The organism is Geodermatophilus sp. SYSU D00079, from assembly GCF_054050635.1.
The window spans coordinates 36292-58240 of sequence record NZ_JBJGZS010000025.1 but is presented as its reverse complement, the minus strand read 5'-3'; the positions used below and the strand labels follow the sequence as shown (position 1 = coordinate 58240).

Below are 21949 nucleotides of genomic sequence, written 5' to 3'. Positions count from 1 at the left end.
CCCTCCCTACGCGGTGAGCGCGTCGATCGCCTTGTAGACCCGCTGCTCGGAGATCGCCCGCGGCGTCCCGATGGTCTGCGCGAACAGGCCGACCCGCAGCTCCTCGACCATCCAGCGCACCCGCGTGACCGGGTCGTCCGGCGCCCCGGTGGACGGCACCCGCCGCCGCAGCTCCTCGTACTCGGCGGTGACCGCGGCGACCTGCGCCATCCACAGCTCGTCACGGGCGGCGTTGGCCGGCAGCTTCTCCAGCCGGTACGCCATCGCCCGCAGGTACCGGACGACGTCGGGCAGCCGCCGGCGGCCGGTCGCGGCGACGAAGCCGCGGTGCAGCAGACCGCCCATCTGCCGGCGCAGGTCGGCCACCGCCGCCTCGGGCACCCGCCGTCCGGGGGCCGCGCCGATCGCCACCGCGACCTCGCGCGCCTGGGTGAGCACCGCCTCGACGCGGCCCACCGTGTCGGTGGTCAGGGGCAGCAGCTGCGCCCGGGCGGTCTGCACCAGGGCGGCGAAGGCGGCCTCGTCCCGCGGCGGCCCGCCGGCGGCGGCGACCAGCTCGTCGGCGGCGGCGTCCACGCAGTCGTCGACCAGCGCGGGGATCTCGCCGTCCGGGTTGAACTGCAGCGCCAGGCGGGTCCGCGGGGACAGCCCCTTCACCACCTGCCGCGCCGGGGAGCCGGCCACCAGCACCAGCAACCGGCGCGCGCCGCGCCAGGTCAGCCGGGTGGCCTCCACCTCGGTGGCCACCACCCGGATGCCCACGGTGGCGCCCTCGTCGACCAGCGCGGGGAAGGCGGTGACCACGTGCCCGCCGCGGCGGACGTCGACGGTGCGGGGCAGGGTGCCGAACGACCAGGAGGTCAGCCCGGTGCGCTCGACGTCCGACGCCGCAGCGGCCAGGCTCGCCCGGCTCTGCGGCGCCACCTCGCGGCGCAGGGCCTGCAGGTCCTTGCCGGTGGCCAGGGGGCGGTGCCGGTCGTCGACGACGCGGAAGGTGGCCCGCAGGTGGTCGGGCACCTGGTCGGGGGCCCACGCGTCGGGCGGCACCGTGATCGCCGCCGACCGGCGCAGCTCCCGCTCCAGCGCCGGCAGCAGCGGTTCGGTCGGGGCGATGTGCGGCAGCACCTCCCGGACGCGGTCGGGGATGGGCACCAGCGCCCGGCGGAACTGCTTGGGCAGGGTGCGCAGCAGCGCGGTGACCAGCTCCTCCCGCAGCCCGGGGACGGTGAAGGCCAGCGACTCCCCCGACGTCCGCTCGGCCACGGCGTCGAGCACGGCCAGGGGGACGTCGACGGTGACGCCGTCCTGCGGGGTGCCCGGCGCGAACGCGTACGACAGCGGCAGGGTCAGCCCCTGCGACAGCGGCACCTCGTCGGGGAAGTCCTCGACCCGCACCTGCCCGGCCGCCGCGGCGTTGGTGAGCATCTCCGGGGTGAAGGTGAGCAGGTCGGGGGTCTCCCGCCGGGCGGCCTTCCACCACCGGTCGAAGTGCCGCGTGGAGACCACGTCGGCGGGGATGCGGGCGTCGTAGAGCTCGAACAGCGTCTCGTCGTCCACCCGGATGTCGCGGCGCCGCGCCCGCTCCTCCAGCTCGGCGACCCGCTTCATCGCCTTCTGGTTCTCCGGCCAGAACCGGTGGTGGGTCGTCCACTCGCCCTGCACCAGCGCGTGCCGGATGAACAGCTCGCGGGAGACCACCGGGTCGATCGAGCCGTACTGCACCCGCCGGCCGACGACCAGCGGGATGCCGTAGAGGGTGACCCGCTCGGTGGCGACGACCGAGCCGCGCTTGGCGTCCCAGCGCGGCTCGGAGTACTGCCGCTTGACCAGGTGGTCGGCCAGGCGCTCGACCACCTCGGGGTCGATGCGGGCGACGGTGCGGGCGAACAGGCGACTGGTCTCGACCAGCTCGGCGGCGACCACCCACCGCGGCGGCTTCTTCGCCAGCGGGGTGCCGGGGGCGATGACGAACCGGGCGTTGCGGGCGCCGAGGTACTCCCGGCCGCCGCGCCGCCGGTCGCCGTCCCGGCCGTTGTGGCCACTCTGGCCGGTCTCGAGCTGGACGCCGACGTGCGAGAGCAGGCCGGACAGCAGCGCGGTGTGGATGCCGCGCTCGTCGGGCTCGGTCGCGAGCTCGCCGACGGACATGCCCAGCCGGCGGGCGGTGCTGCGCAACTGGCCGTAGAGGTCCTGCCACTCGCGGATGCGCAGGTAGTGGAGGAACTCCCGCTTGATGGTGCGCCGGAACTGGCTGCCCGACAGCGCCTCCTGCTGCTCGCCGAGGTGGCGCCACAGGTTGAGCAGGGCCAGGAAGTCGGAGTTCTCGTCGGCGAACCGGGCGTGCATCTGGTCGGCGGCCTGCTGGTGCTCGGTGGGCCGCTCGCGGGGGTCCTGGATGGTCAGGCCCGCGGCGATGACCAGGACCTCCTCGAGCACGCCGCGCCGGTCGGCCTCGACCACCATGCGCGCCATCCGGGGGTCCAGCGGCAGGGCGGCCAGCGACCGGCCGGTCGGGGTCAGCCCGCCGTCCCCGTCCAGGGCGCCGAGCTCCTCCAGCAGCGCCAGCCCGTCGGCGACCGCCCGGCGGTCCGGCGGGTCGATGAACGGGAAGTCGGCGACGTCCCCGAGCTCCATGGCCGCCATCTGCAGCAGCACCGAGGCGAGGCTGGTGCGCAGGATCTCCGGGTCGGTGTACTCCGGCCGGCTCTCGAAGTCCTCCTCCGTGTAGAGCCGGATGGCGATGCCCTCCGAGGTGCGCCCGCAGCGGCCCGACCGCTGCCGCGCCGACGCCTGGCTGATCGGCTCGATCGGCAGCCGCTGCACCTTGAGCCGTGAGCTGTACCGGGAGATCCGCGCCACGCCGGTGTCGACGACGTAGCGGATGCCGGGCACCGTCAGCGAGGTCTCCGCCACGTTGGTGGCCAGCACGATCCGCCGGCCGGTGTGCGGCGCGAACACCCGGTGCTGGTCGGCCGCCGACAGCCGGGAGTAGAGGGGCACGACCTCCGCGGCCGGGAAGCGCTCGGTGAGGACGTCGGCGGTGTCGCGGATCTCCCGCTCACCGGCGAGGAACACCAGGACGTCGCCGGGCCCCTCGGCCACCAGCTCGTCGACGGCGTCGGCGATCGCGGTGACCTGGTCGCGGTCGGGGTCCGCGGCGGGGTCGCCCTCGGGCGCGTCGGGGTCGACCACCGGCCGGTAGCGGACCTCCACCGGGTAGGTGCGCCCGCTCACCTCGACCACCGGCACCTCGGCGCCGTCCGCGCTGAAGTGCTTGGCGATCCGCTCGACGTCGATCGTCGCCGAGGTGATGACCAGCTTGAGGTCCGGCCGCTGCGGCAGCAGGCGGGCCAGGTAGCCGAGCAGGAAGTCGATGTTGAGGCTGCGCTCGTGCGCCTCGTCGATGATCAGCGTGTCGTACTGGCGCAGCAGGCGGTCGCGGCCGATCTCGGCGAGCAGCACGCCGTCGGTCATGACCTTGACCAGCGTCGTGTCGCCGACCTGGTCGGTGAAGCGCACCTTCCACCCGACGACGTCGCCCAGCGGGCGGTCCAGCTCCTCGGCGATCCGCTCGGCAACGGTGCGCGCGGCGATCCGCCGGGGCTGGGTGTGGCCGATCCGCCCGCGGACGCCCCGGCCCAGCTCGAGGGCGATCTTGGGCAGCTGGGTGGTCTTCCCCGACCCGGTCTCGCCCGCGACCACGACGACCTGGTGGTCGCGCAGGGCGGCGGCGATGTCGTCGCGGCGGGCGCTGACGGGCAGCTCGGCCGGGTAGGTCACCGCCGGGACGGCGGCCCGTCGGCGGGCGATCCGCTCCTCGGCGGCGGTGACGTCGGAGGCGATGGCGGCCCGCTGGCGGGCGCGGGCCCCGGCGTCCCGGGTGCGGCGGGTGCCCTCCAGGCGCCGGCCCAGCCGGTGCTCGTCCTCGAGGGTGAGGCCGGCCAGCCGCGTCCGCAGGTCGTCGGGCGGGGTGGCCACAGGTCCTCCTCGGGATGGGGCGGCACGCGGTCGGGACGACGGCCCCGGCGCGGACGGACGACGGCGCGGGTGGTGCGCCGGTCGACGGGTATCCCCACCAGGATCCCACCGAGCCGGGTCGCCGGGGCGTGGCCCGTCTCACTTGCATGCGCGTCACAAGTGTTTGCTTGCTCCTAACAACCGGTTGTAGCGTGCACGTGTTCCGTCGTCCGGCCCCGGAGTCCCCGTGCCCCCCACGTCCACCGAGCCCGCCGCGCCTCCCGACCGCGCGGCCGAGGTCCGCACCCTCGGCGAGCAGCTGCCGCGGTTCCTGCGCCTGGTCCACGCGCTGAAGAGCGCGCACGTCGGCGAGGGCCGCGACCGGGCCGCCCTGGTGCTCCTGTTCCCGCTGGTCCGGCTCGGCCCGCTGCGTCAGGGCGCGCTCGCCGACCTCGTGCACGCCGACCCGTCGACGGTCAGCCGGCACGTGGCCACGCTCATCGAGCAGGGCCTGGTGCAGCGGGTCGCCGACGAGACCGACGGCCGGGCCAACCGGCTGGTCGTCACCGACGCCGGGCGGGCGGCGCTGGAGCGCCTGCGCAGCGAACGCGAGGCCGTCCTCGCCCGCGTCACCGCCGACTGGCCCACCGCGGACCTGACCACGTTCACCACGCTCCTCGGCCGCCTGCTGGACGACCTCGCCTCGTCCCTGCCCGCCGAGTCCACGCCCGCGCCGTCCCCGAGAGAGAAGTCATGACCCACAGCACCCGAGCCGGGGCAGCCGAGCGCCGGAGCGCCCGCGCGGCCTCCGCCGCCCCGGACCAGGACGGCGCCTTCAGCCACCGGCAGATCGTCACGATCCTGGTCGGGCTGATGGTCGCGATGTTCCTGGCCGCCCTCGACCAGACCGTCGTCTCCACCGCCATCCGCACCATCGCCGACGACCTGCAGGGCTACGACCTGCAGGCGTGGGCCACCACGGCCTTCCTCATCACCTCGACGATCGCCACCCCGCTGTACGGGAAGCTCTCCGACATCTACGGACGGCGGCCCTTCTACCTGTTCGCCATCGGGGTCTTCGTCGTCGGCTCGGTGCTCTGCGGCATCGCCGACTCGATGTACCAGCTGGCCGCGTTCCGGGCGCTGCAGGGCATCGGCGCCGGCGGCCTCATGTCGCTGGCCCTGGCGATCATCGGCGACATCGTGCCGCCCCGGGAGCGCTCCCGGTACCAGGGCTACTTCATGGCCGTCTTCGGCACCTCCAGCGTGCTCGGCCCGGTCATCGGCGGGTTCTTCGCCGGGCAGTCCTCGCTGCTGGCCCTCACCGGCTGGCGCTGGATCTTCTTCATCAACGTGCCGCTGGGCCTGCTGGCCTTCGTCGCGGTCTACCGCGTCCTGCACCTGCCGCACGAGCGCCGTGACCACCGCATCGACTGGCCCGGCGCGCTCGCGCTGATCACCTTCCTCGTCCCGCTGCTGATCGTGGCCGAGCAGGGCCGGATCTGGGGCTGGGACTCGGGCCGGTCGCTGCTGTGCTACGCCATCGGCGCCGTCGGCTTCGCGCTCTTCGTGCTGGCCGAGCGGGCCTACGGCGACGAGGCGCTGCTGCCGCTGCGGCTGTTCCGCAACCGCAGCTTCACCGTCAGCGGCATCGGCAGCGTGGTGATGGGCGCCGGCATGTTCGGCGGGCTCCTGCTGCTCCCGCAGTACCTGCAGATCGTGCACGGCTCCAGCGCGACGGTGGCCGGCCTGCAGATGATCCCCCTGGTCGCCGGGATCATGGTCGGCGCGATGAGCTCCGGCATCGCGATCAGCAGGACGGGCAAGTACAAGGTCTTCCCGCTGGTGGGCATCGCGCTGATGACCGTCGCCCTGGTGGCCATGTCGCTGGTCGTGGACGCCGACACCTCGGTGTGGACGCTGGTGCCCTTCATGGTCCTCATGGGCCTGGGCCTCGGGTTCAACTTCCAGCCGGTCATCCTGGCCGTGCAGAACGCCGTCTCGCCGCGGGAGATGGGCGTGGCGACGTCGTCGGTCACCTTCTTCCGCCAGATGGGCGGCACGATCGGCACCGCCGCGTTCCTGTCGGTGCTGTTCACCCGGCTGCCCACGGACATCGACGACGCCCTCGCCTCCTCCACCGACCCGCGGGTGGCGCAGGCCCTGCAGAGCGGTCAGCTCCAGGGGGGCGGCGACCTGTCGGACACCTCCTTCATCCAGGAGCTGCCGTCGTTCCTCGCGCTGCCGTTCAAGACCGGCTTCTCGAACACCATCGACCTGGTGTTCCTGATCGCTGCCTGCGTCGTGGCCCTCGGGTTCTTCGTGTTCCTGTTCCTGCCGCAGCTGGCGCTGTCGAACAAGTCGGGCATCCAGGCCCGCCAGGCCGCCGAGCAGACCGCGGGCGAGCCGGCGGCGGACGCCGATCTCGGGCAGGCCGTCCAGGCGGTCGGCGCCGCGGCCCCGACGTCCACCCCGCCGCCGGCCGGCCGGCCGGGGGACGCCGGCACCACCGGCGGCCGCCACCGCGGCTGACCGCCCCCGGCCCGGTGAGGCCCCTCCCTGCACCCGCGGGGAGGGGCCTCGCCGCGTCGGTCCCGGGGCGCCGGGGGCGCCTACTGTGGCGGCGGTCCCCGCTCCGCGCTCCTGGAGGCACCCCGTGCGCTCGTCGCTGATCCTGTCCCGCCGCGACCTGGACTTCCTCCTGCACGAGTGGCTCGACGTCGAGAGCCTGACCAAGCGGCCGCGGTTCGCCGAGCACTCGCGGGAGACGTTCGACGCCGTCCTGGAGCTGGCCGAGCAGATCGCCACCGACCACTTCGCCCCGCACAACCGCACGGCCGACGAGCACGAGCCCCGGTTCGTCGACGGCCGGGTGGAGATGGTCCCCGAGGTCGGGCGGGCCCTCGAGGTCTTCGCCGAGGCCGGGCTCATGGCGAGCGAGTTCGACGAGCGCTTCGGCGGGATGCAGCTGCCGCACACCGTCGGGCAGGCGGTGTTCGCCTGGTTCAAGGCGGCCAACGTGGGCACCTCGGCCTACCCGTTCCTCACGATGGCCAACGCCCGGCTGCTCATCGCCCACGGCAGCCAGGAGCAGGTCGACACCTACGTCGGCCCCATGGTCGAGGGCCGCTGGTTCGGGACGATGGCCCTGTCCGAGCCGCAGGCCGGCTCCTCGCTCGCCGACATCACCACCCGCGCCGAGCGGCAGGACGACGGCACCTACCGGCTCACCGGCAACAAGATGTGGATCTCCGCCGGCGACCACGAGCTGAGCGAGAACATCGTCCACCTGGTGCTGGCCAAGGTGCCCGGCGGCCCGCCCGGCGTGAAGGGCATCTCGCTGTTCGTCGTCCCCAAGTACCTGGTGGCGCCCGACGGCTCGCTGGGCGAGCGCAACGACGTCGTCCTGGCCGGGCTCAACCACAAGATGGGCTACCGGGGGACGACGAACACGCTGCTCAACTTCGGGGAGGGCGTGCACACCCCCGGCGGGCGGGCCGGCGCGGTCGGGTACCTCGTGGGCGAGGAGCACCGCGGCCTCACCTACATGTTCACGATGATGAACGAGGCGCGGATCGGCGTCGGCATGGGCGCGACCGCGCTCGGCTACACCGGCTACCTGCACGCGCTGGAGTACGCGCGCACCCGCACCCAGGGTCGGCCGCCGACCAACCGGGACGCGACGCAGCCGCCGGTGCGGATCGTCGAGCACACCGACGTCCGGCGGATGCTGCTGGCGGCGAAGTCCTACGCCGAGGGCGGGCTGGCGCTGGGGCTCTACTGCGCCCGGCTGGTCGACGAGGAGCAGACCGCGGAGTCGGCGGAGGAGCGCGAGCGGGCGCACCTGCTGCTGGAGGTCCTCACGCCGATCGCGAAGGCCTGGCCCTCGCAGTGGGGGCCGGTCGCCGACGACCTCGCGATCCAGGTGCACGGTGGGTACGGCTACACCCGCGACTACCCGGTGGAGCAGTTCTACCGGGACAACCGGCTCAACCCGATCCACGAGGGCACCAACGGCATCCAGGGGCTGGACCTGCTCGGCCGCAAGGTCGTCATGCAGGGCGGCGCCGGACTCGCGCTGCTGGCCGGGACCATAGGGCGGACGACGGCGCGGGCCGCCGGCACCGAGTGGGCGTCGTTCGCCGACGACCTCGACGCCGCGGTGTCCCGCATCGGCACGGTCACCGCGACCCTGTGGGGCGCGGGGGACCCGGCCGTCACGCTGGCCAACGCGACCGCCTACCTGGAGGCCGCCGGCCACGTCGTCGTGGCCTGGCTGTGGCTGGAGCAGGCGCTGGCCACCGGCACGGCGACCAGCGACTTCCACCAGGGCAAGCGCGCCGCGGCCCGGTACTTCCACCGCCACGAGCTGCCGAAGGTCGCCGTCCAGCTGGACCTGCTGGAGTCGCTGGACCGCACCGTCCTCGACACCCCGGAGGCCTGGCTCTAGGAGGGCCGGACGTGCCCGCGCCCCGCGACTCCGGAGCGGAGTGCGGGGCGCGCGGGTCGGAGCATAGGTCGCCGATCAGGCGGCCTGGGCCACACCCACCGGCTCGGCCGCCGTGGAGCGGGTGGCCGGGCGGGTGACGGCCGCGCCCGCGGCGCGCTTCTCCCGCTCGTACCGCGCCGTGGACGAGGTGCCCATGACGATCACCAGTGCGGTCAGGACCACGAACCCGATCAGGGTCACGGCCGGCCACAACACCATCAGTACATCCCCCTGCTGTTCTCTCGGCTCCGCCGCCGGGCGGAGCAACGCGGCACGTCGTCGGTGCCTGTCATTGCCCGTCGACCGCCATCTCAATCGTCACACCGTGAGGTCTTGCTGACACTCCGGCACGGACCCCACCCGATCGGGGGAGGCCGCGCGAGCCACCCCGGGCCGTGGTCTCATCGCCGCGTGCCCGCCGACGCCGCAGCCGCGCCGCACCGCGGGCGGGGCGCGGGGGCCGGGCTCCTGGTGGGCGCGCTGGCCCTCGGCACGACCGCCCTGTCGCTGCTGCAGAGCCTCGTCGTGCCCGTCCTGGACGCCATCGGCGACCAGCTGGGCGTCTCGCCGGCGGCCGCCGGCTGGGTGCTGACCGCCAACCTGCTCGCGGCCGCGGTCTCCACGCCCGTCCTGGGCCGCCTCGGCGACACCCTGGGCGAGCGACCGGTGATGATCGGCATCCTGGTCGCGATGACGGCGGGCACGCTGCTGGCCCTGCTGACCTCCTCGCTGCCGGTGCTCATCGCCGCCCGCGTGCTGCAGGGCGCCTCCTACGGGCTCTTCCCGCTGTCGATCAGCGTGCTGCGCCGTGAGCTGCCCCCCGCCCGCCTGAGCGTGGGCATGTCCGTCGTCAGCAGCACCCTGGCCGTCGGCGGCGTCGTCGGCCTGGTCGCCGCGGCGCTGCTCACCGAGGACGGCGGGGACTACCACCGGCCGTTCTGGATCGGCCTGGCCGCCTCCGCGGCCTCGCTGGCCCTCGTCGTGCTCGTCCTCCCCCGGCGCCCGCCGACCGGCTCCGGACGGGTCGACTGGTGGGGGGCGGTCGTGCTGGCCGGGGGCCTTGTCCTCCTCCTGCTGCCGGTCTCGCAGGGCAACACGTGGGGCTGGGACTCCCCCGCGACCCTGGGCTGCGCGGCCGGCGCCGTCGTCGTCCTCACCGCGTGGGTGCTGCTGCAGCGGCGGCGGGAGGACCCGCTCGTCCGCCCCGCGATGCTGGCCGACCCGCGCACGCTGGTGCCCAACCTCGCCGGGGTCATGACCGGCATCGGCCTGTTCGCCTCCTTCCTCGCCGTCCTGCAGTTCGTGCAGACGCCGCCGGAGGTCGCCGGCTACGGCTTCGGTGCCTCCGTGGTCGAGGCGGCCGTGGTCTACCTGCTGCCGGGGGGCCTGGCCGGCGTGCTGCTGGCGCCGGTCGCGGGACGGGTGGTCGCCCGGGTCGGCGCGCTGCCCACCCTGCTGACCGGGGCGGCCTCCGGTCTGGCCGGGTTCCTGCTGCTGGCGCTGCTCCGGGACGCCGCGTGGCAGGTGGTCGTGGCCGGCCTGCTGACCCAGCTCTGGGCGACCGTGGCGTACGCCGCGCTGCCCGCGCTGGTGGTGTCGGCGGTCCGGCCGGAGGAGACCGGGGTGGCCAACGCGGTGAACTCGATCGCCCGCTCGGTCGGCCAGGCCGTGGGGAGCACGGTGACCGTCGCCGTGCTGGCCGCGGGCCTGGACCCGGCCACCGGCTTCCCCTCGGCCGGGTCGTTCACCGCGGTGGCCCTCGTCGGCGCCGGTGGTGCCGCGGCGGTGGTGCTGCTGACCGTCGCCGGCCTGAGGGGGCGGCGTCGCGGCGGCGGCCCGGACCCGCTGGCCGACGTCGAGCGGAGGACGGCGGCAGCCGGCGAGTGGACGCCCGTGAGCGGCCTGCGCTGAGGTCACGGAGCGGTCGCGACACGCCACCGACGGGCATGGAACGGGACCGTCCGGGGAACCGGGGCACCGACGAGTTCCCACCCGACCGGAGGACGAACGAATGGCCCGCTCCACCGGCTCCCGCGGCGAGACCGCCGCGAAGGACACCCGGTTCTCCGGCAACGTCGCCGGTGACCCCGCACCCGACGACCCCAAGGTGAACGACACCCGCTTCGACAACGCCCCCCGCGGGGCGGACCCGAAGCCCACGACCGGGGGCACGCTCAAGCGCACGCTCAAGGAGTTCAGCGAGGACAACCTCACCGACTGGGCCGCCGCGCTCACCTACTACGGCGTCCTGGCGCTGTTCCCCGCGCTGATCGCCCTGCTGTCCATCGTGGGCCTGCTGACCAACCCGCAGCAGCTCACCACCGCGCTGACCGCGGTCGTGCCGCAGCAGGCCGCCAGCACGCTGAACCCGGTCATCCAGCAGATCGCCGGCAACACCGGCACCGCCGGCTTCGCGCTCATCATCGGTATCGCCGGCGCCGTCTGGTCGGCGTCGGGCTACGTCGGCGCCTTCACCCGGGCGGCCAACGTCGTGTACGAGACGCCCGAGGGCCGCAAGATCTGGAAGCTCAAGCCGCTGCAGCTGCTGGTCACCCTGATCGGCATCCTGTTCGCCGCGGTGATCGTGGCGATGCTGGTGCTCAGCGGCCCGGTCGTGGAGGCCATCGGCTCGGCCATCGGGCTGGGCGACACCGTGCTGACCGTGTGGAACGTCGTCAAGTGGCCGGTGATGCTCGTCGTCCTGGCGCTGATGATCGCCGTCCTCTACTACTCGACGCCGAACGCCAAGCTGCGCGGCTTCAAGTGGGTCAGCCCCGGGGCCGGCGTGGCCATCCTCGTGGCGATCGTCGCCTCGGCGGCCTTCGCCTTCTACGTGGCCAACTTCGGCAGCTACAACAAGACCTACGGGACGCTGGCCGGTGTCGTGGTCTTCCTCATCTGGTTCTGGCTGATCAACGTCGCGCTGCTGTTCGGCATCGAGCTCGACGCCGAGATGGAGCGGACCAAGGAGCTCAAGGAGGGCGTGCCGGAGGCCCACAAGGAGATCCAGCTCGACGCCCGCGCCGAGCCCAAGCCCCGCCAGACCAACTAGCAGGACCCCTGCCCACCGCCGGCACGCTGGCGGCCGACCCGCAGGGGCCGGACGACGAGGGCCCCTCCCGGTGCGGGAGGGGCCCTCGTCGCGTCGTCAGCGGGACGTCGGCGGCCGGTCCCCGCGACGGGCCAGCGGCACCCGCTCCACCAGACCGGCGAGCCCGGCCAGCCCGCGGCTGACCGCCTCCCCGGCCGGCGCGAACCGCTCGGGCACCCGGCGGACGACGGCGTCGACGGCGTCCCGGCTGCGGTCGAGCACCGACAGCGGCAGCGCCGACAGTGCGTTGCCCGGGGGCCGGCGGGAGACCGTGGGGTGCGCCCGGGTCGGCGAGATCCGCCGGACCAGCTCCCACTGCCGGCCCAGCCGCCGCAGCTCGTGGGGGTCGAGCTTCTCCTGGAGGCGGGGCAGCAGGACGTCCTCCTCGTCACGGACGTCCTCCCGCAGCACCTCCACGAGACGGGCGACCGTCGGGGCACGGCGGGGGTCGTCGTGCCCCATCGTCTCCAGCTGGGTCACCAGCTCGTTGACCTCCTGGTGCTCCTCCTCGATGCGCAGGGTGAGCGCCTCCCCGTCGGGCAGGACCCGGCGGACCACCGGCCACAGCACGCTCTCCTCGGCGAAGGCGTGGCTGAACACCAGCCGGTCGATGCGGGTCAGCACCTCCTCCTGCTGGCGGCCGGTGGTGCCGTCCAGCTGCTGCAGCAGCCGGTCGAGGTCGATGTGGTCTCGGCGCTGGCGGGCCAGGACGCTGCCCGGCCCCCCGAGCTCGTCCACCGTCTGGTCGGCGATCGATCGGGCCACAGCAGCTCCTCGGGTGTCGTGCGGGATCGGTGCCCCCTCTACCTGCCCGCGCCGGAGCGGTTCGATGCACGCTCAGCGGCCGCCCCACCACAGCGCGGCGGCCTCGGCGGGGGTCTTCCCGTCCAGCACGACCAGCCGGTTCAGCCGCACCAGGTCGGCGCGGTCCAGCCGAGCACTCACCGAGTCCAGCGCCGCCGTCAGGTCCGTCCCCACCCGGTCGACCACCGCGGTGCGCACGATCGGGACGACGTTCTCGTGCGGCTGCAGGCCGCGGTCGTCCTCGAGCAGGACCAGCGAGGTGCCGGCCAGCCGCGCGTCGGTCGTCTCCAGCATGCCGACGTCGATCGCCCCGGCCAGCAGCGCCTCCGCCGTCGCCGAGCGGCTGGGCATGGGCCGCACCTGACCGAACTGCAGGCCGTAGACCTCGCGCAGCCCGGGCAGGCAGTAGCGGCGCTCCGGGCACTCGGGCGGGCCCCCGAACACCAGCCCGGGGGCGAGCGGCAGCAGGTCGGAGATCCGGGCGAGGCCGTGCTCCTCGGCCAGGGCGGCGGGGACGACGAAGCCGTTCTGGTCCTCGGCGTCGGCGGCGGCCAGCACCGTGGCCCCGCGCTGCCCCATGACGCGGGCCAGCGCCGCCCGCAGGTGCTCGGGCTCCCGCGGCACCGCCGGCCCACCGGGGTCGACGAACTCCAGCGCGGTGCCCAGGTAGTCCACGACGACGTCCACCACGCCCTGCTCCAGCGCCGGCAGCACCACCTCGCGGGTGCCGGTGCCGTGCTGCACGGACACCGGCAGCCCGGCACGGCGGACCGCCTCGGCGTAGACCTCGGCGAGGATCTGGTTCTCGGTGAAGTCGTAGGAGGCGAAGCGGACCGTCTCCTCCGCGGCCGGCGCCGGGGTGGCCGGTGCCGACCCGCAGCCGGCCAGCAGCGCGACCAGCAGGACCACCACGGCGGGGACCGCTCGGCGACACCGCATCGGGGGCTCCTCCCGCTGACGCGCCGGCCACGCTAGCGGCGGACGACGCCGAACCCAATGGACCTCCGGCCCGGTGCAGGGCAGCATCGGGCGGCATGGCGTCGCCTCCGCACGCCGTCCCGGAGGCCGACCCGGTCCAGCGTCCCGGCCCGCCGGGGATCCAGCGCGTCCGCCGGCGCCGCCGTCCCTCCGGTGAACCGCCGCCGCTGCCCCGCCACCTCAACGCCTCCGGCCGCTGGTGGCTGGGCCTGTCCGCCGCGGTCTTCGTCGGGTGGACGGCCGTCGTGCTCACCGACAGCGTGCCGCTGGTCGACCTCGTGGACACGCGGGTGCTGCAGGCGGTCGCGACCCTGCGCTCCCCCGCGCTCACCGACGTCGCCGAGGTCGCCGGCGTGCTGGCCACCCCGCCGGTGGTGCACGCGCTGTGGCTGACCAACCTGGCCGTCCTGCTGGTGTTCCGCCGCTGGCACCACCTGTTCACCTGGGTCGGCGTGGCCCTCGTCGTGGTCGACCTCGGCTCCCTGGCCACGCTGCTGCTGCGACGTCCCCGCCCGTTCGAGGTGGAGCTGCTCGGCTCGTGGTCGGGCTACGCGATGCCCTCGCTGCCGGTGACCGTGCTGGCCGCCTTCCTGGTGAGCACCGTCTACGCGCTGGTGCCGGCCGGCCGGTACCGCACGATCGGCAAGTGGGTGGTCGTGGGGCTGCTGGCGGTCACCGTCGCCTCCCGGCTCTACCTCGCCCAGGACCACCCCAGCGGCATCGTGGCCGGCGTGGTCCTCGGTGTGGCCACGCCGCTGGCCGCGTTCCGCCTGATGACGCCGAACGACGTCCACCCGGTGCGGTACCGCCGCGGCCGCCCGGCGCACCTGGACGTCACCGGCGCGCGCGGTGCGGCGATCGTCCGCGCGCTGCAGGACCAGCTGGGCCTGCTGGCCACCGACGTCCAGCCGTTCCACCTGGAGGGCTCCGGCGGCTCCACCCCGCTGCGGATCACCGTCAAGGCCGAGGACGGCGAGGGCTTCGTGTTCGGGAAGCTCTACGCCGCCACCCACGTCCGCTCCGACCGCTGGTTCAAGCTGGTCCGCACGCTGCTGTACGGCGGGCTGGAGGACGAGAAGCCGTTCCACTCCGTCCGCCGGCTGGTGCAGTACGAGGACTACGTGCTGCGGCTGTTCACCGACGCGGGGCTGCCGGTGCCGCAGCCGATGGGGATCGTGGAGATCACCCCGGAGCGGGAGTACCTGCTGGTGACCGAGTTCCTGCTGGGCGCGCAGGAGATCGGGGACGCCGAGGTCGACGAGGGGGTCATCGACCAGGGGCTGGCCGTGGTGCGGCGGATGTGGGACATCGGCGTGGCCCACCGCGACGTGAAGCCGGCCAACGTGCTGGTGCGGGAGGGCACCCTCTACCTCATCGACTCGGCCTTCGCCGAGGTGCGGCCCAGCCCGTGGCGGCAGGCGGTGGACCTGGCGAACATGATGCTGGTCCTGGCGCTGCGCACCGACGCCGAGCGGGTGCACGCCCGGGCCCGGATCCGCTTCTCCGACGAGGAGATCGCCGAGGCCTTCGCCGCCACCCGCGGGCTGACCATGCCCAGCCAGCTGCGCCGCTGCCTGCGCGCCGACAGCCGGGACCTGCACGCGGACTTCCTCCGGCTGCTCCCCTACCGGCTGCCACCGGTGCGCATGCAGCGGTGGTCCTGGCGGCGGGTGGCCCTGTCCCTGCTGGCCCTGGCCGGGCTGGTGCTCGCCGCCCTGGTCGCCGCCGGCCTGCTGGACTCGCCGCTGTGAGCCGGGCCGGGTCGTCGGCGGCGCTGGTCGCCGCGCTCGCGCTGTCGCTGACCGGGTGCGTGGCCCCGGTCAGCAGCTCCTTCGGCGCCGCGCCCGCCTGCTCGATCGGGGACGACGCCAAGGCGGCCAACGGCGTCCTGCTCATGGCCCAGGCCGTGCCGACCGCGTCGAGGGTGCCCTGCGTCCAGGGTCTGCCCCTGGGCTGGCACTTCGCGGGCCTGGAGGCCCGGGACGGCGAGGCCGCCTTCTGGCTGGACTCCGACCGTGACGGGGTGCGGGCCATCGAGGTGCGGCTGACCCCGGGGTGCGACACCGAGGGCGCGACCGAGATCCCCAGCGACCGCGACGGCATGCGCCGCCTGGAACGGGTCACCGCGGTCACCCCGGAGTACCGGGGTTCGCGCTTCTACCTGTTCACCGGCGGCTGCCTGACGCTGGTCTTCACGCTGTCCGGCGACAACCGCGGGGAGCCGCTGGCGCTGGCCACCCAGGGCATCGGCGTCCTGCGCCGGGCCCAGCTCGACGCCCAGGTGCGGGCCGAGACCGGCGGCCGGCTCGGCCTGGACCCGCCCGCGGACGGGGAACCGCCGTGAGCCGGCCCGCCTGGCGGCGCGCGGCCGCGCCGGTCCTCTCCCTGGCCCTCGCCGCCGCCGTCCTGGCCTGGTTCCTGCCGCAGTTCACCAGCGCGTCGGCGGTGTGGACGTCGGTGCGCGCGATGACGGGGGCCGAGATCGCCCTGCTCGCGGCGGCCACCGTCTGGAACCTCGCGACCTATCAGTTCGTCGTCGTCGCCAGCATGCCCGGGCTGACCCTGCGGCAGGCGACGGTCGCGACCCTCTCGACGACGGCGGTGGCCAACACGGTGGTCGCCGGCGGCGCGATCGCGATGGGCCTGACCTACGGGATGAACTCCTCGTGGGGCTTCTCCCGCTCCCGCACCTCGGTGTCGCTGCTGGTGTCCGGGCTGTGGAACAACTTCGCCAAGCTGGCGCTGCCGGTGCTCGCGCTGAGCCTGCTGGCGCTGGGTGGCCAGCCGAGCTCCGGGCGGGTGCTGGCCGGGGCGGCGGGGCTGGCCGGCCTGGTGCTCGCCGTCGTCCTGCTGGGGCTGCTGCTGCGCAGCCGGGCGGGCGCGGCCCGGATCGGCCGGGGCGCCGGGCGGGTGGCCTCGGCGGTGCTCCGCCCGTTCGGCCGCCCGCCCGTGCAGGGCTGGGACGTCGCGACCACCAAGTTCCGCGACCGGACGGCGCTGCTGCTGCGGGCCCGCTGGCACTGGCTGACCGCGGCGACGCTGCTCAGCCACCTCTCGCTGTTCCTCGTGCTCGTGATCGCCCTGCGCGCGGTGGGGGTGGACGCAGGGCAGGTGGGCGTGGTGGAGGCGCTGGCGGTGTTCGCCTTCGCCCGGCTGCTGACCGCGATCCCCTTCACCCCCGGCGGGCTCGGCGTGGTGGAGGTCGCGCTGATCGCCGGCCTGGCCGCGGCGGGCGGGGACCGCGCCCTGGTGGCCGCCGCCGTCCTGGTCTACCGGGTGCTGACCTACGTGCTGCCGATCCCGCTGGGGCTGCTCACCTACCTGTTCTGGCGGCGGAACCGGTCGTGGCGCCGGCCGCCCAACACGGCCCCGCGGACGGCGCTGGTCCCGGAGACCGTCTGAGCAGGCGAGCGGTCCGCAGCCGTGGTTGAGTGGCTGCGGTCACACCGCGATCCAGGCACCGAGGAGGCCGGCCATGACCGACGCCACCAGCGCACGACGGCCCGAGGAGCGCACCACCGACGGGCCCAACCAGGACGCCGGAGAGGCCGCGATCGGCCTGGACATGGTGCTGGTCGACGGCGCCCGCGGTCCGCTGCGCCGGATGATCCCCCCGGCCCGCACGACGCTGCGCTTCGGCCGTGCCCTGGCCGGGCAGCCCCGGACCGTCGCCCGCCGCGCCGGCGACCTGGCCAAGGACCTCGGCAGGGTCGTCGTCGGCCGCTCCGACATCGCGCCCTCGCCCAAGGACAAGCGCTTCGCCGACCCGGCGTGGCAGGGCAACGGGCTCATGCGCCGGGCGATGCAGGCGCACATCGCCGCGGCCCGCACCGCCATGGAGCTGCTGGAGGACGCCGACCTCGACTGGCGTGACGACGAGCGCCTCCGCTTCACCCTGACCAACGTCGTCGACGCCCTCGCCCCCAGCAACACCCCGCTGAACCCGCTGCTGTGGAAGGCGGTCATCGACACCGGCGGCCGCAGCGCGGTGACCGGGCTGCGCCGGATGGTCAACGACCTGCTGTCGCCGCCGCGGGTGCCCACGATGGTGGAGGAGGACGCGTTCACCGTCGGCGAGGACCTCGCGGTCACGCCCGGCGCGGTGGTGCTGCGCACCCCGGTGTTCGAGCTGATCCAGTACCGGCCCACCACCGAGACGGTGCGCGAGGTGCCACTGGTGATCGTCCCGCCGACGATCAACAAGTACTACATCACCGACCTCGCCCCGAACCGCAGCATCGTCGAGCACTACGTCGCCTCGGGCCAGCAGGTCTTCATGATGTCCTGGCGCAACCCCGACGAGCGGCACGCCGACTGGGGCCTGGACACCTACGGGCAGGCCGTCCTCGACGCGATGGACGCCGCGGAGAAGATCACCGGCAGCGACCGGACGGCGCTGCAGGGCTTCTGCTCCGGCGGCATCATCCTGGCGATGGTGCTGGCCCACCTGGCCGCGACCGGGGCCCAGCACCGCGTGGCCGCCTCGAGCTACGCCGTCGCCGTCCTCGACTGGTCCCGGGCCGGCACGATCGGCGCGCTCATGGACGAGGAGGGGGCGCGGGAGGCGACGGAGAAGTCGCGGAAGAAGGGCTACCTGGACGGCGCCTCGCTGGCCGAGGTCTTCGCCTGGATGCGGCCCAACGACCTGGTCTGGAACTACTGGGTCAACAACTACCTGCAGGGCAACCCCCCGCCGGCCTTCGACATCCTGTACTGGAACGCCGACACCACCCGGATGAGCGCCGCGCTGCACCGGGACTTCATCGACGTCGCCCTGGGCAACAAGCTCGCCCAGCCGGGCGCCGCGACGATGCTGGGCTCCCCGGTGGACCTGTCCAAGGTGGAGGTCGACGCCTACGTCACCGCCGGCATCGCCGACCACATCTGCCCCTGGCAGTCCTGCTACCGGACCACCCAGCTGCTGGGTGGGCGCACCCGCTTCATCCTGTCCACCAGCGGGCACATCGCCTCGCTGGTCAACCCGCCGACCAACCCGAAGGCCTCCTTCCAGGTCGCCCCCGAGACCCCCGCCGACGCCGAGCGGTGGCTGGAGCTGGCGGAGAAGCAGAAGGGCTCCTGGTGGCCGGACTTCGTGTCCTGGCTGGCCGAGCGGACCGGCGACGAGGTCCCCGCGCCGTCGTCGCTGGGCACCGACGACCTGCCCCCGCTGGCGGAGGCGCCCGGCACGTATGTCTTCGACAAGTAGCCGCCCGGGTGCCTCCCGCCCCGGCGGGTTCCGTCCGGGCGAGACCGTCCGGAACCTGACCGTCGCCGGGCGCACCCTGCGGGTGTCGGTCCGCGCCGGGCAGGACGAGTCGGTGCCACCCCTGCTGCTGATGAACGGGATCGGCGCGAGCCTGGAGGTGCTGCAGCCGTTCGTCGACGTCCTCGACCCGCGGCGGACGGTCATCCGCTTCGACGTCCCCGGGGTCGGCGGTTCCCCGCGGCCGGTGGTGCCCTACGTGCTGGCCACGTTCACCCCGGTGGTCGCGGCCCTGCTCAACCGGCTGGGCCACGAGGACCCGGTCGACGTCCTGGGGCTGTCCTGGGGCGGCGCGCTGGCCCAGCACTTCGCCGTCCAGCACCGCCGCCGCGTCCGGCGCCTGGTGCTGGCCGCCACCGGCACCGGCACGCTCATGGTGCCCGGGCACCCGCGGGTGCTGGCCCGGATGGTCACCCCGCGCCGGCACCGGGACCCCGCCTACACCCGCGCGGTGGCCGGCACGATCTACGGCGGCACCGTGCGCGACGACCCCGCCATGGCCGCCCGGGTGCTGCACGCGGCGAGCCGGCTGGGTCCGCGGCGCGGCTACTACTACCAGCTGGCCGCGAGCGCCGGCTGGAGCAGCCTGCCGTTCCTGCGGCTGATCCGGCAGCCCACGCTCGTGATCGCCGGGGACGACGACCCCATCGTGCCGGTGGTCAACGCGCGGATCATGGCGCGGCTGATCCCGGACGCGCAGCTGCACGTCTACGGCGGGGGCCACCTGGCGCTGATCACCGAGGCCCGGGAGCTGGCGCCGGTCGTGGAGCGCTTCCTGGACTGAGCCCGGGCAGCCGGCTCCCGGCGGTCGCCGGGAGCCGGCCGTCGGTCAGGGCATCAGCGGCGACCGGTCCACGGCGGTCACGAGGTGGCAGCCGGTCGACCCGAACGGCATGACCCGGAACCCCATCTCCGCCAGCACCCCGGCGACCGCGGCGTTCATCGTGCGCTGCACCGCCGCGTCCGCCTCGGCGCCGCGGACCTGCTGCAGGCTCATCCGGTCGTGCTGCCGCCAGCTGACCAGGACGCCCAGGCGGGCCGGGTCGGGCGTCAGGCAGACCCCACCGGCCGCACCGCTCCCGGCCGGGCCACGGCCCGCGCAGTCGTGCAGCGCCAGCCCGGCCTCGACGACGGCGGCGGCCACCTCCACGAGGAGCGTGGTCAGGGCGTCGGTGTCCGACAGCAGGTCGTCCCAGTCCTCGGGCAGCCGGTCCAGCTGGGTGCTGAGCTGGGTCAGCCAGGCCCGCTCCTGCGGCGACTGGCGCCGCACGACCGCGCCGTCGGCGCGCGGCACGCCGTAGACCGCCCGGGCGGTGTCCGACAGCCCGCCGGACAGCGCGGCCCAGTCCGCCTCGATCCGGTCCGGGAACGGGCCGGCCAGGATCTGCAGGCCAGGCTGGTCCCCGGACACGTCGACCAGCCACCAGCCGGACGGGCGGTCGAGGCCCTTGCCCGCGGGGTGGCTCGCCCCGATGCGCTCCCGGCGCCGCTGACGGACCGGGGTCGCGCCGGTGCGGCCCGCGGTGCCGACCGGCTGCCCGGCCGGTCGGGTCGCGGTCCGGTCACCGCCGGCCGCGTGCGCCGCGCCGCCGGCCACCTGCGCCGCGCCGCCGGCCACCGCCGCCGACCGGGCCTGCTTCTGCACCCGGTTCCGCTCGAACTCGTAGCGGGCCGTCGACCTGGTGCCCAGCGCGATGACCAGACCCGCCAGCACGAGGAAACCCAGCAGGGTCACTGCCGGCCACAGGATCATCACTCCGCCTCTCTGCACTGCACGGGGGCCGCCGGACGAGCGGTGGACCAGGTCGTCGTTCGCTGCTGCCGGACGGCGTCGTCCGCCGTCCGCGGGGGCACGGCGTGCCCGTCGGGGGTGGTGCGCTCACCAGGCACGCCAGGCCCCCTGCGGTCCGGCGCCCCAGTCGGCCGCGCGTCGCACGAGGTCCTGCACCTGCGCGCGCAGGGCGGCGCGACGCGCACCCCGCTCGTGCGGCGCGGACGGCTCCGCACCGGCGGGCGGTTCGGACGCGAACATGTCCATCAGCAGGCTGAGCCCGTCGTCGGCAGTGGACCGCTCGGCGGTGCTCGGGAAGTGGGGAACCAGTACAGCGGGCGCGCTCACGCAGGGTCTCCTCGGTACGTCCTGTCCGCGGCTGGGGAAGCGCCGTGGACACGCGGAAAACTACGGTCGGCGCCGCTGTGACCTGGCACTTCGACCGGGGCCGGGGACGCCCCGTCACTGAATCGTTGCCCGGAGCGGCCTCGGCGGTCGGTGACCCACCGTTGCCACCGGTGCCTTGTCGACTTCACTCCGGGCCGGGAGCGTGCGGAGTCGGTCACCGGCCCGTGGTCGTCCCGGGGCGCCCGTGTCCCCCGGCATGTCGCACCGGCAGCGGGCGCAGCGGCCCGGAGTCGTGCCGGTGTCCCGGACCGGGCACAGCCGGACGGGGCTAGCCTCGGCGGGTGGTCTCGATCCCCGTCGCGCGCCGGTGACCGTGTCGGGGGCCGTGGTCGGCTTCGGTCTCGTCGCACTGCTGCTGACGATCACGCCCGGACTCGACACCGCGCTCGTCCTCCGTGCCGCCATCACCCGGAGCCGGCGCGACGCGTTCGCGACGGCGCTGGGGGTCATCGGCGGCGTGGTCGCCTGGGGCGCCGCCGCCGCGGTCGGGGTCTCGGCCCTCGTGACCGCCTCCAGCGTCGCCTACGACGTCCTGCGGCTCGCCGGGGCGGCCTACATGCTGTGGCTCGGCGGCAGGGTCCTCTGGCGCCTGCGCCGGGACGCCGGCCTCCCGGACGCCGCCGGCCCGGCGGGGACCGTGGGCGCCTGGCGGTCCGCCCGTGCCGGGCTGCTGACCAACCTGCTCAACCCCAAGGTGGGGGCCTTCTACGTCGCGGCGCTGCCGCAGTTCCTCCCGCCGGACGCCCCGGCGCTGAGCATGGGCCTGGTGCTGGCGGGCGTCCACGCGGCCCTCAGCCTGGCCTGGTTCAGCCTGCTCGTCCTCGGCGCCGCGGCCATGCGGCGCTGGCTGCAGCGGCCGCGGGTCAGCCGCACCGTCGAGGGCACGACGGGCCTGGCCCTGATCGGTTTCGGGATCCGGCTGGCCCTGCCGACCCGCTAGTCCGCGCTCACCGCGCCGGGGTGCCGCTCACCGAGTACGGGAACGGGTCGTCCGTCGCGTCGAACGCCCCGAGGTGCGGAAACGTGACCAGGCCGGCTGCCGCCGCCACGACCCCCAACGACGACAGGACCTTCCGCACGAGCAGCACCCGGGCATCCTGCCCTCCCTACGGGACTACCAGGGTCTCCCCGCGGGGAGCTCACCCGGACCGGTGACACCGCCCCGCTCACCTCGGCCCGACCGCGCAG

The 21949-nt window shown here is 74.7% G+C and carries 18 protein-coding genes; 11 read left to right on the top strand and 7 right to left on the bottom strand.

Going from position 1 to position 21949, the window contains the following annotated elements; translation table 11 throughout:
* Positions 1–6: 6 nt before the first annotated feature.
* The gene (gene hrpA / locus ACI79E_RS18050; protein ID WP_456933941.1) at positions 7–3978 is read right to left on the bottom strand and encodes an ATP-dependent RNA helicase HrpA; all 3972 of its coding nucleotides are present in this window, start codon (positions 3976–3978) and stop codon (positions 7–9) included.
* 226 nt (positions 3979–4204) lie between these two features.
* Between hrpA and ACI79E_RS18045 the strand changes: the two genes are divergently transcribed.
* From ACI79E_RS18045 to ACI79E_RS18035, 3 genes are all read left to right on the top strand, one after another.
* Complete coding sequence (locus ACI79E_RS18045) at positions 4205–4714, top strand: MarR family winged helix-turn-helix transcriptional regulator (protein WP_456933940.1); 510 nt, start codon at positions 4205–4207, stop codon at positions 4712–4714.
* Positions 4711–6489, top strand: coding sequence for an MDR family MFS transporter (locus tag ACI79E_RS18040; RefSeq protein WP_456933939.1), 1779 nt, complete (start codon positions 4711–4713; stop codon positions 6487–6489). The genes ACI79E_RS18045 and ACI79E_RS18040 overlap by 4 nt, the downstream gene beginning before the upstream one ends.
* Before the next feature lie 124 nt (positions 6490–6613).
* Positions 6614–8407 (top strand): acyl-CoA dehydrogenase, encoded by a 1794-nt coding sequence (locus tag ACI79E_RS18035; RefSeq protein ID WP_456933938.1) that lies wholly within the window; start codon positions 6614–6616, stop codon positions 8405–8407.
* A 75-nt stretch (positions 8408–8482) separates the two neighbouring features.
* Here ACI79E_RS18035 and ACI79E_RS18030 read toward each other — a convergent pair whose 3' ends face one another.
* Entirely contained in the window at positions 8483–8665 is a 183-nt protein-coding gene (locus tag ACI79E_RS18030) for a hypothetical protein (protein WP_456933937.1), read from the bottom strand.
* Positions 8666–8857: 192 nt separating this feature from the next.
* Here ACI79E_RS18030 and ACI79E_RS18025 point away from each other — a divergent pair, with 192 nt between their 5' ends.
* A complete protein-coding gene (locus ACI79E_RS18025; protein ID WP_456933936.1) occupies positions 8858–10357 on the top strand; it encodes an MFS transporter in 1500 nt (499 codons plus the stop codon).
* A gap of 100 nt (positions 10358–10457) precedes the next feature.
* Complete coding sequence (locus ACI79E_RS18020; protein WP_456933935.1) at positions 10458–11498, top strand: YihY/virulence factor BrkB family protein; 1041 nt, start codon at positions 10458–10460, stop codon at positions 11496–11498.
* 96 nt (positions 11499–11594) lie between these two features.
* On the opposite strand, the gene ACI79E_RS18015 is transcribed toward ACI79E_RS18020, so the two are convergent.
* Together ACI79E_RS18015 and ACI79E_RS18010 are read right to left on the bottom strand one after the other, a co-directional pair.
* On the bottom strand, positions 11595–12302 hold the full coding sequence (locus ACI79E_RS18015; RefSeq protein ID WP_456933934.1) for a hemerythrin domain-containing protein: 708 nt from the start codon (positions 12300–12302) through the stop codon (positions 11595–11597).
* Between the two features lie 72 nt (positions 12303–12374).
* Positions 12375–13280 carry an ABC transporter substrate-binding protein gene (locus tag ACI79E_RS18010; protein ID WP_456933933.1) on the bottom strand — a complete coding sequence of 302 codons (906 nt, stop codon included), beginning with the start codon at positions 13278–13280 and terminating at the stop codon, positions 12375–12377.
* Between the two features lie 95 nt (positions 13281–13375).
* Here ACI79E_RS18010 and ACI79E_RS18005 point away from each other — a divergent pair, with 95 nt between their 5' ends.
* From ACI79E_RS18005 to phaZ, 5 genes are all read left to right on the top strand, one after another.
* Positions 13376–15070, top strand: a complete 1695-nt coding sequence (locus tag ACI79E_RS18005) for a lipopolysaccharide kinase InaA family protein (RefSeq protein ID WP_456933932.1) — start codon at positions 13376–13378, stop codon at positions 15068–15070.
* Positions 15067–15663, top strand: coding sequence for a hypothetical protein (locus ACI79E_RS18000; RefSeq protein WP_456933931.1), 597 nt, complete (start codon positions 15067–15069; stop codon positions 15661–15663). The genes ACI79E_RS18005 and ACI79E_RS18000 overlap by 4 nt, the downstream gene beginning before the upstream one ends.
* On the top strand, positions 15660–16721 hold the full coding sequence (locus ACI79E_RS17995; RefSeq protein ID WP_456933930.1) for a lysylphosphatidylglycerol synthase transmembrane domain-containing protein: 1062 nt from the start codon (positions 15660–15662) through the stop codon (positions 16719–16721). Before ACI79E_RS18000 ends, ACI79E_RS17995 begins: the two co-directional genes overlap by 4 nt.
* A 73-nt stretch (positions 16722–16794) precedes the next feature.
* The gene (locus ACI79E_RS17990; RefSeq protein ID WP_456933929.1) at positions 16795–18525 is read left to right on the top strand and encodes a PHA/PHB synthase family protein; all 1731 of its coding nucleotides are present in this window, start codon (positions 16795–16797) and stop codon (positions 18523–18525) included.
* Entirely contained in the window at positions 18509–19366 is an 858-nt protein-coding gene (phaZ, locus tag ACI79E_RS17985; protein WP_456933928.1) for a poly(3-hydroxyalkanoate) depolymerase, read from the top strand. The genes ACI79E_RS17990 and phaZ overlap by 17 nt, the downstream gene beginning before the upstream one ends.
* Positions 19367–19411: 45 nt before the next feature.
* Here phaZ and ACI79E_RS17980 read toward each other — a convergent pair whose 3' ends face one another.
* Both ACI79E_RS17980 and ACI79E_RS17975 read right to left on the bottom strand, forming a co-directional pair.
* Positions 19412–20317, bottom strand: coding sequence for a hypothetical protein (locus ACI79E_RS17980; RefSeq protein ID WP_456933927.1), 906 nt, complete (start codon positions 20315–20317; stop codon positions 19412–19414).
* Between the two features lie 144 nt (positions 20318–20461).
* Positions 20462–20701 carry a hypothetical protein gene (locus ACI79E_RS17975; protein ID WP_456933926.1) on the bottom strand — a complete coding sequence of 80 codons (240 nt, stop codon included), beginning with the start codon at positions 20699–20701 and terminating at the stop codon, positions 20462–20464.
* Positions 20702–21068: 367 nt separating this feature from the next.
* On the opposite strand from ACI79E_RS17975, the gene ACI79E_RS17970 reads away from it, so the two are divergent.
* Complete coding sequence (locus ACI79E_RS17970) at positions 21069–21701, top strand: LysE family translocator (protein WP_456933925.1); 633 nt, start codon at positions 21069–21071, stop codon at positions 21699–21701.
* Between the two features lie 7 nt (positions 21702–21708).
* Here the strand turns inward: ACI79E_RS17970 and ACI79E_RS17965 are convergent, their stop codons facing one another.
* Complete coding sequence (locus ACI79E_RS17965; RefSeq protein WP_456933924.1) at positions 21709–21849, bottom strand: hypothetical protein; 141 nt, start codon at positions 21847–21849, stop codon at positions 21709–21711.
* Positions 21850–21949: the final 100 nt, after the last annotated feature.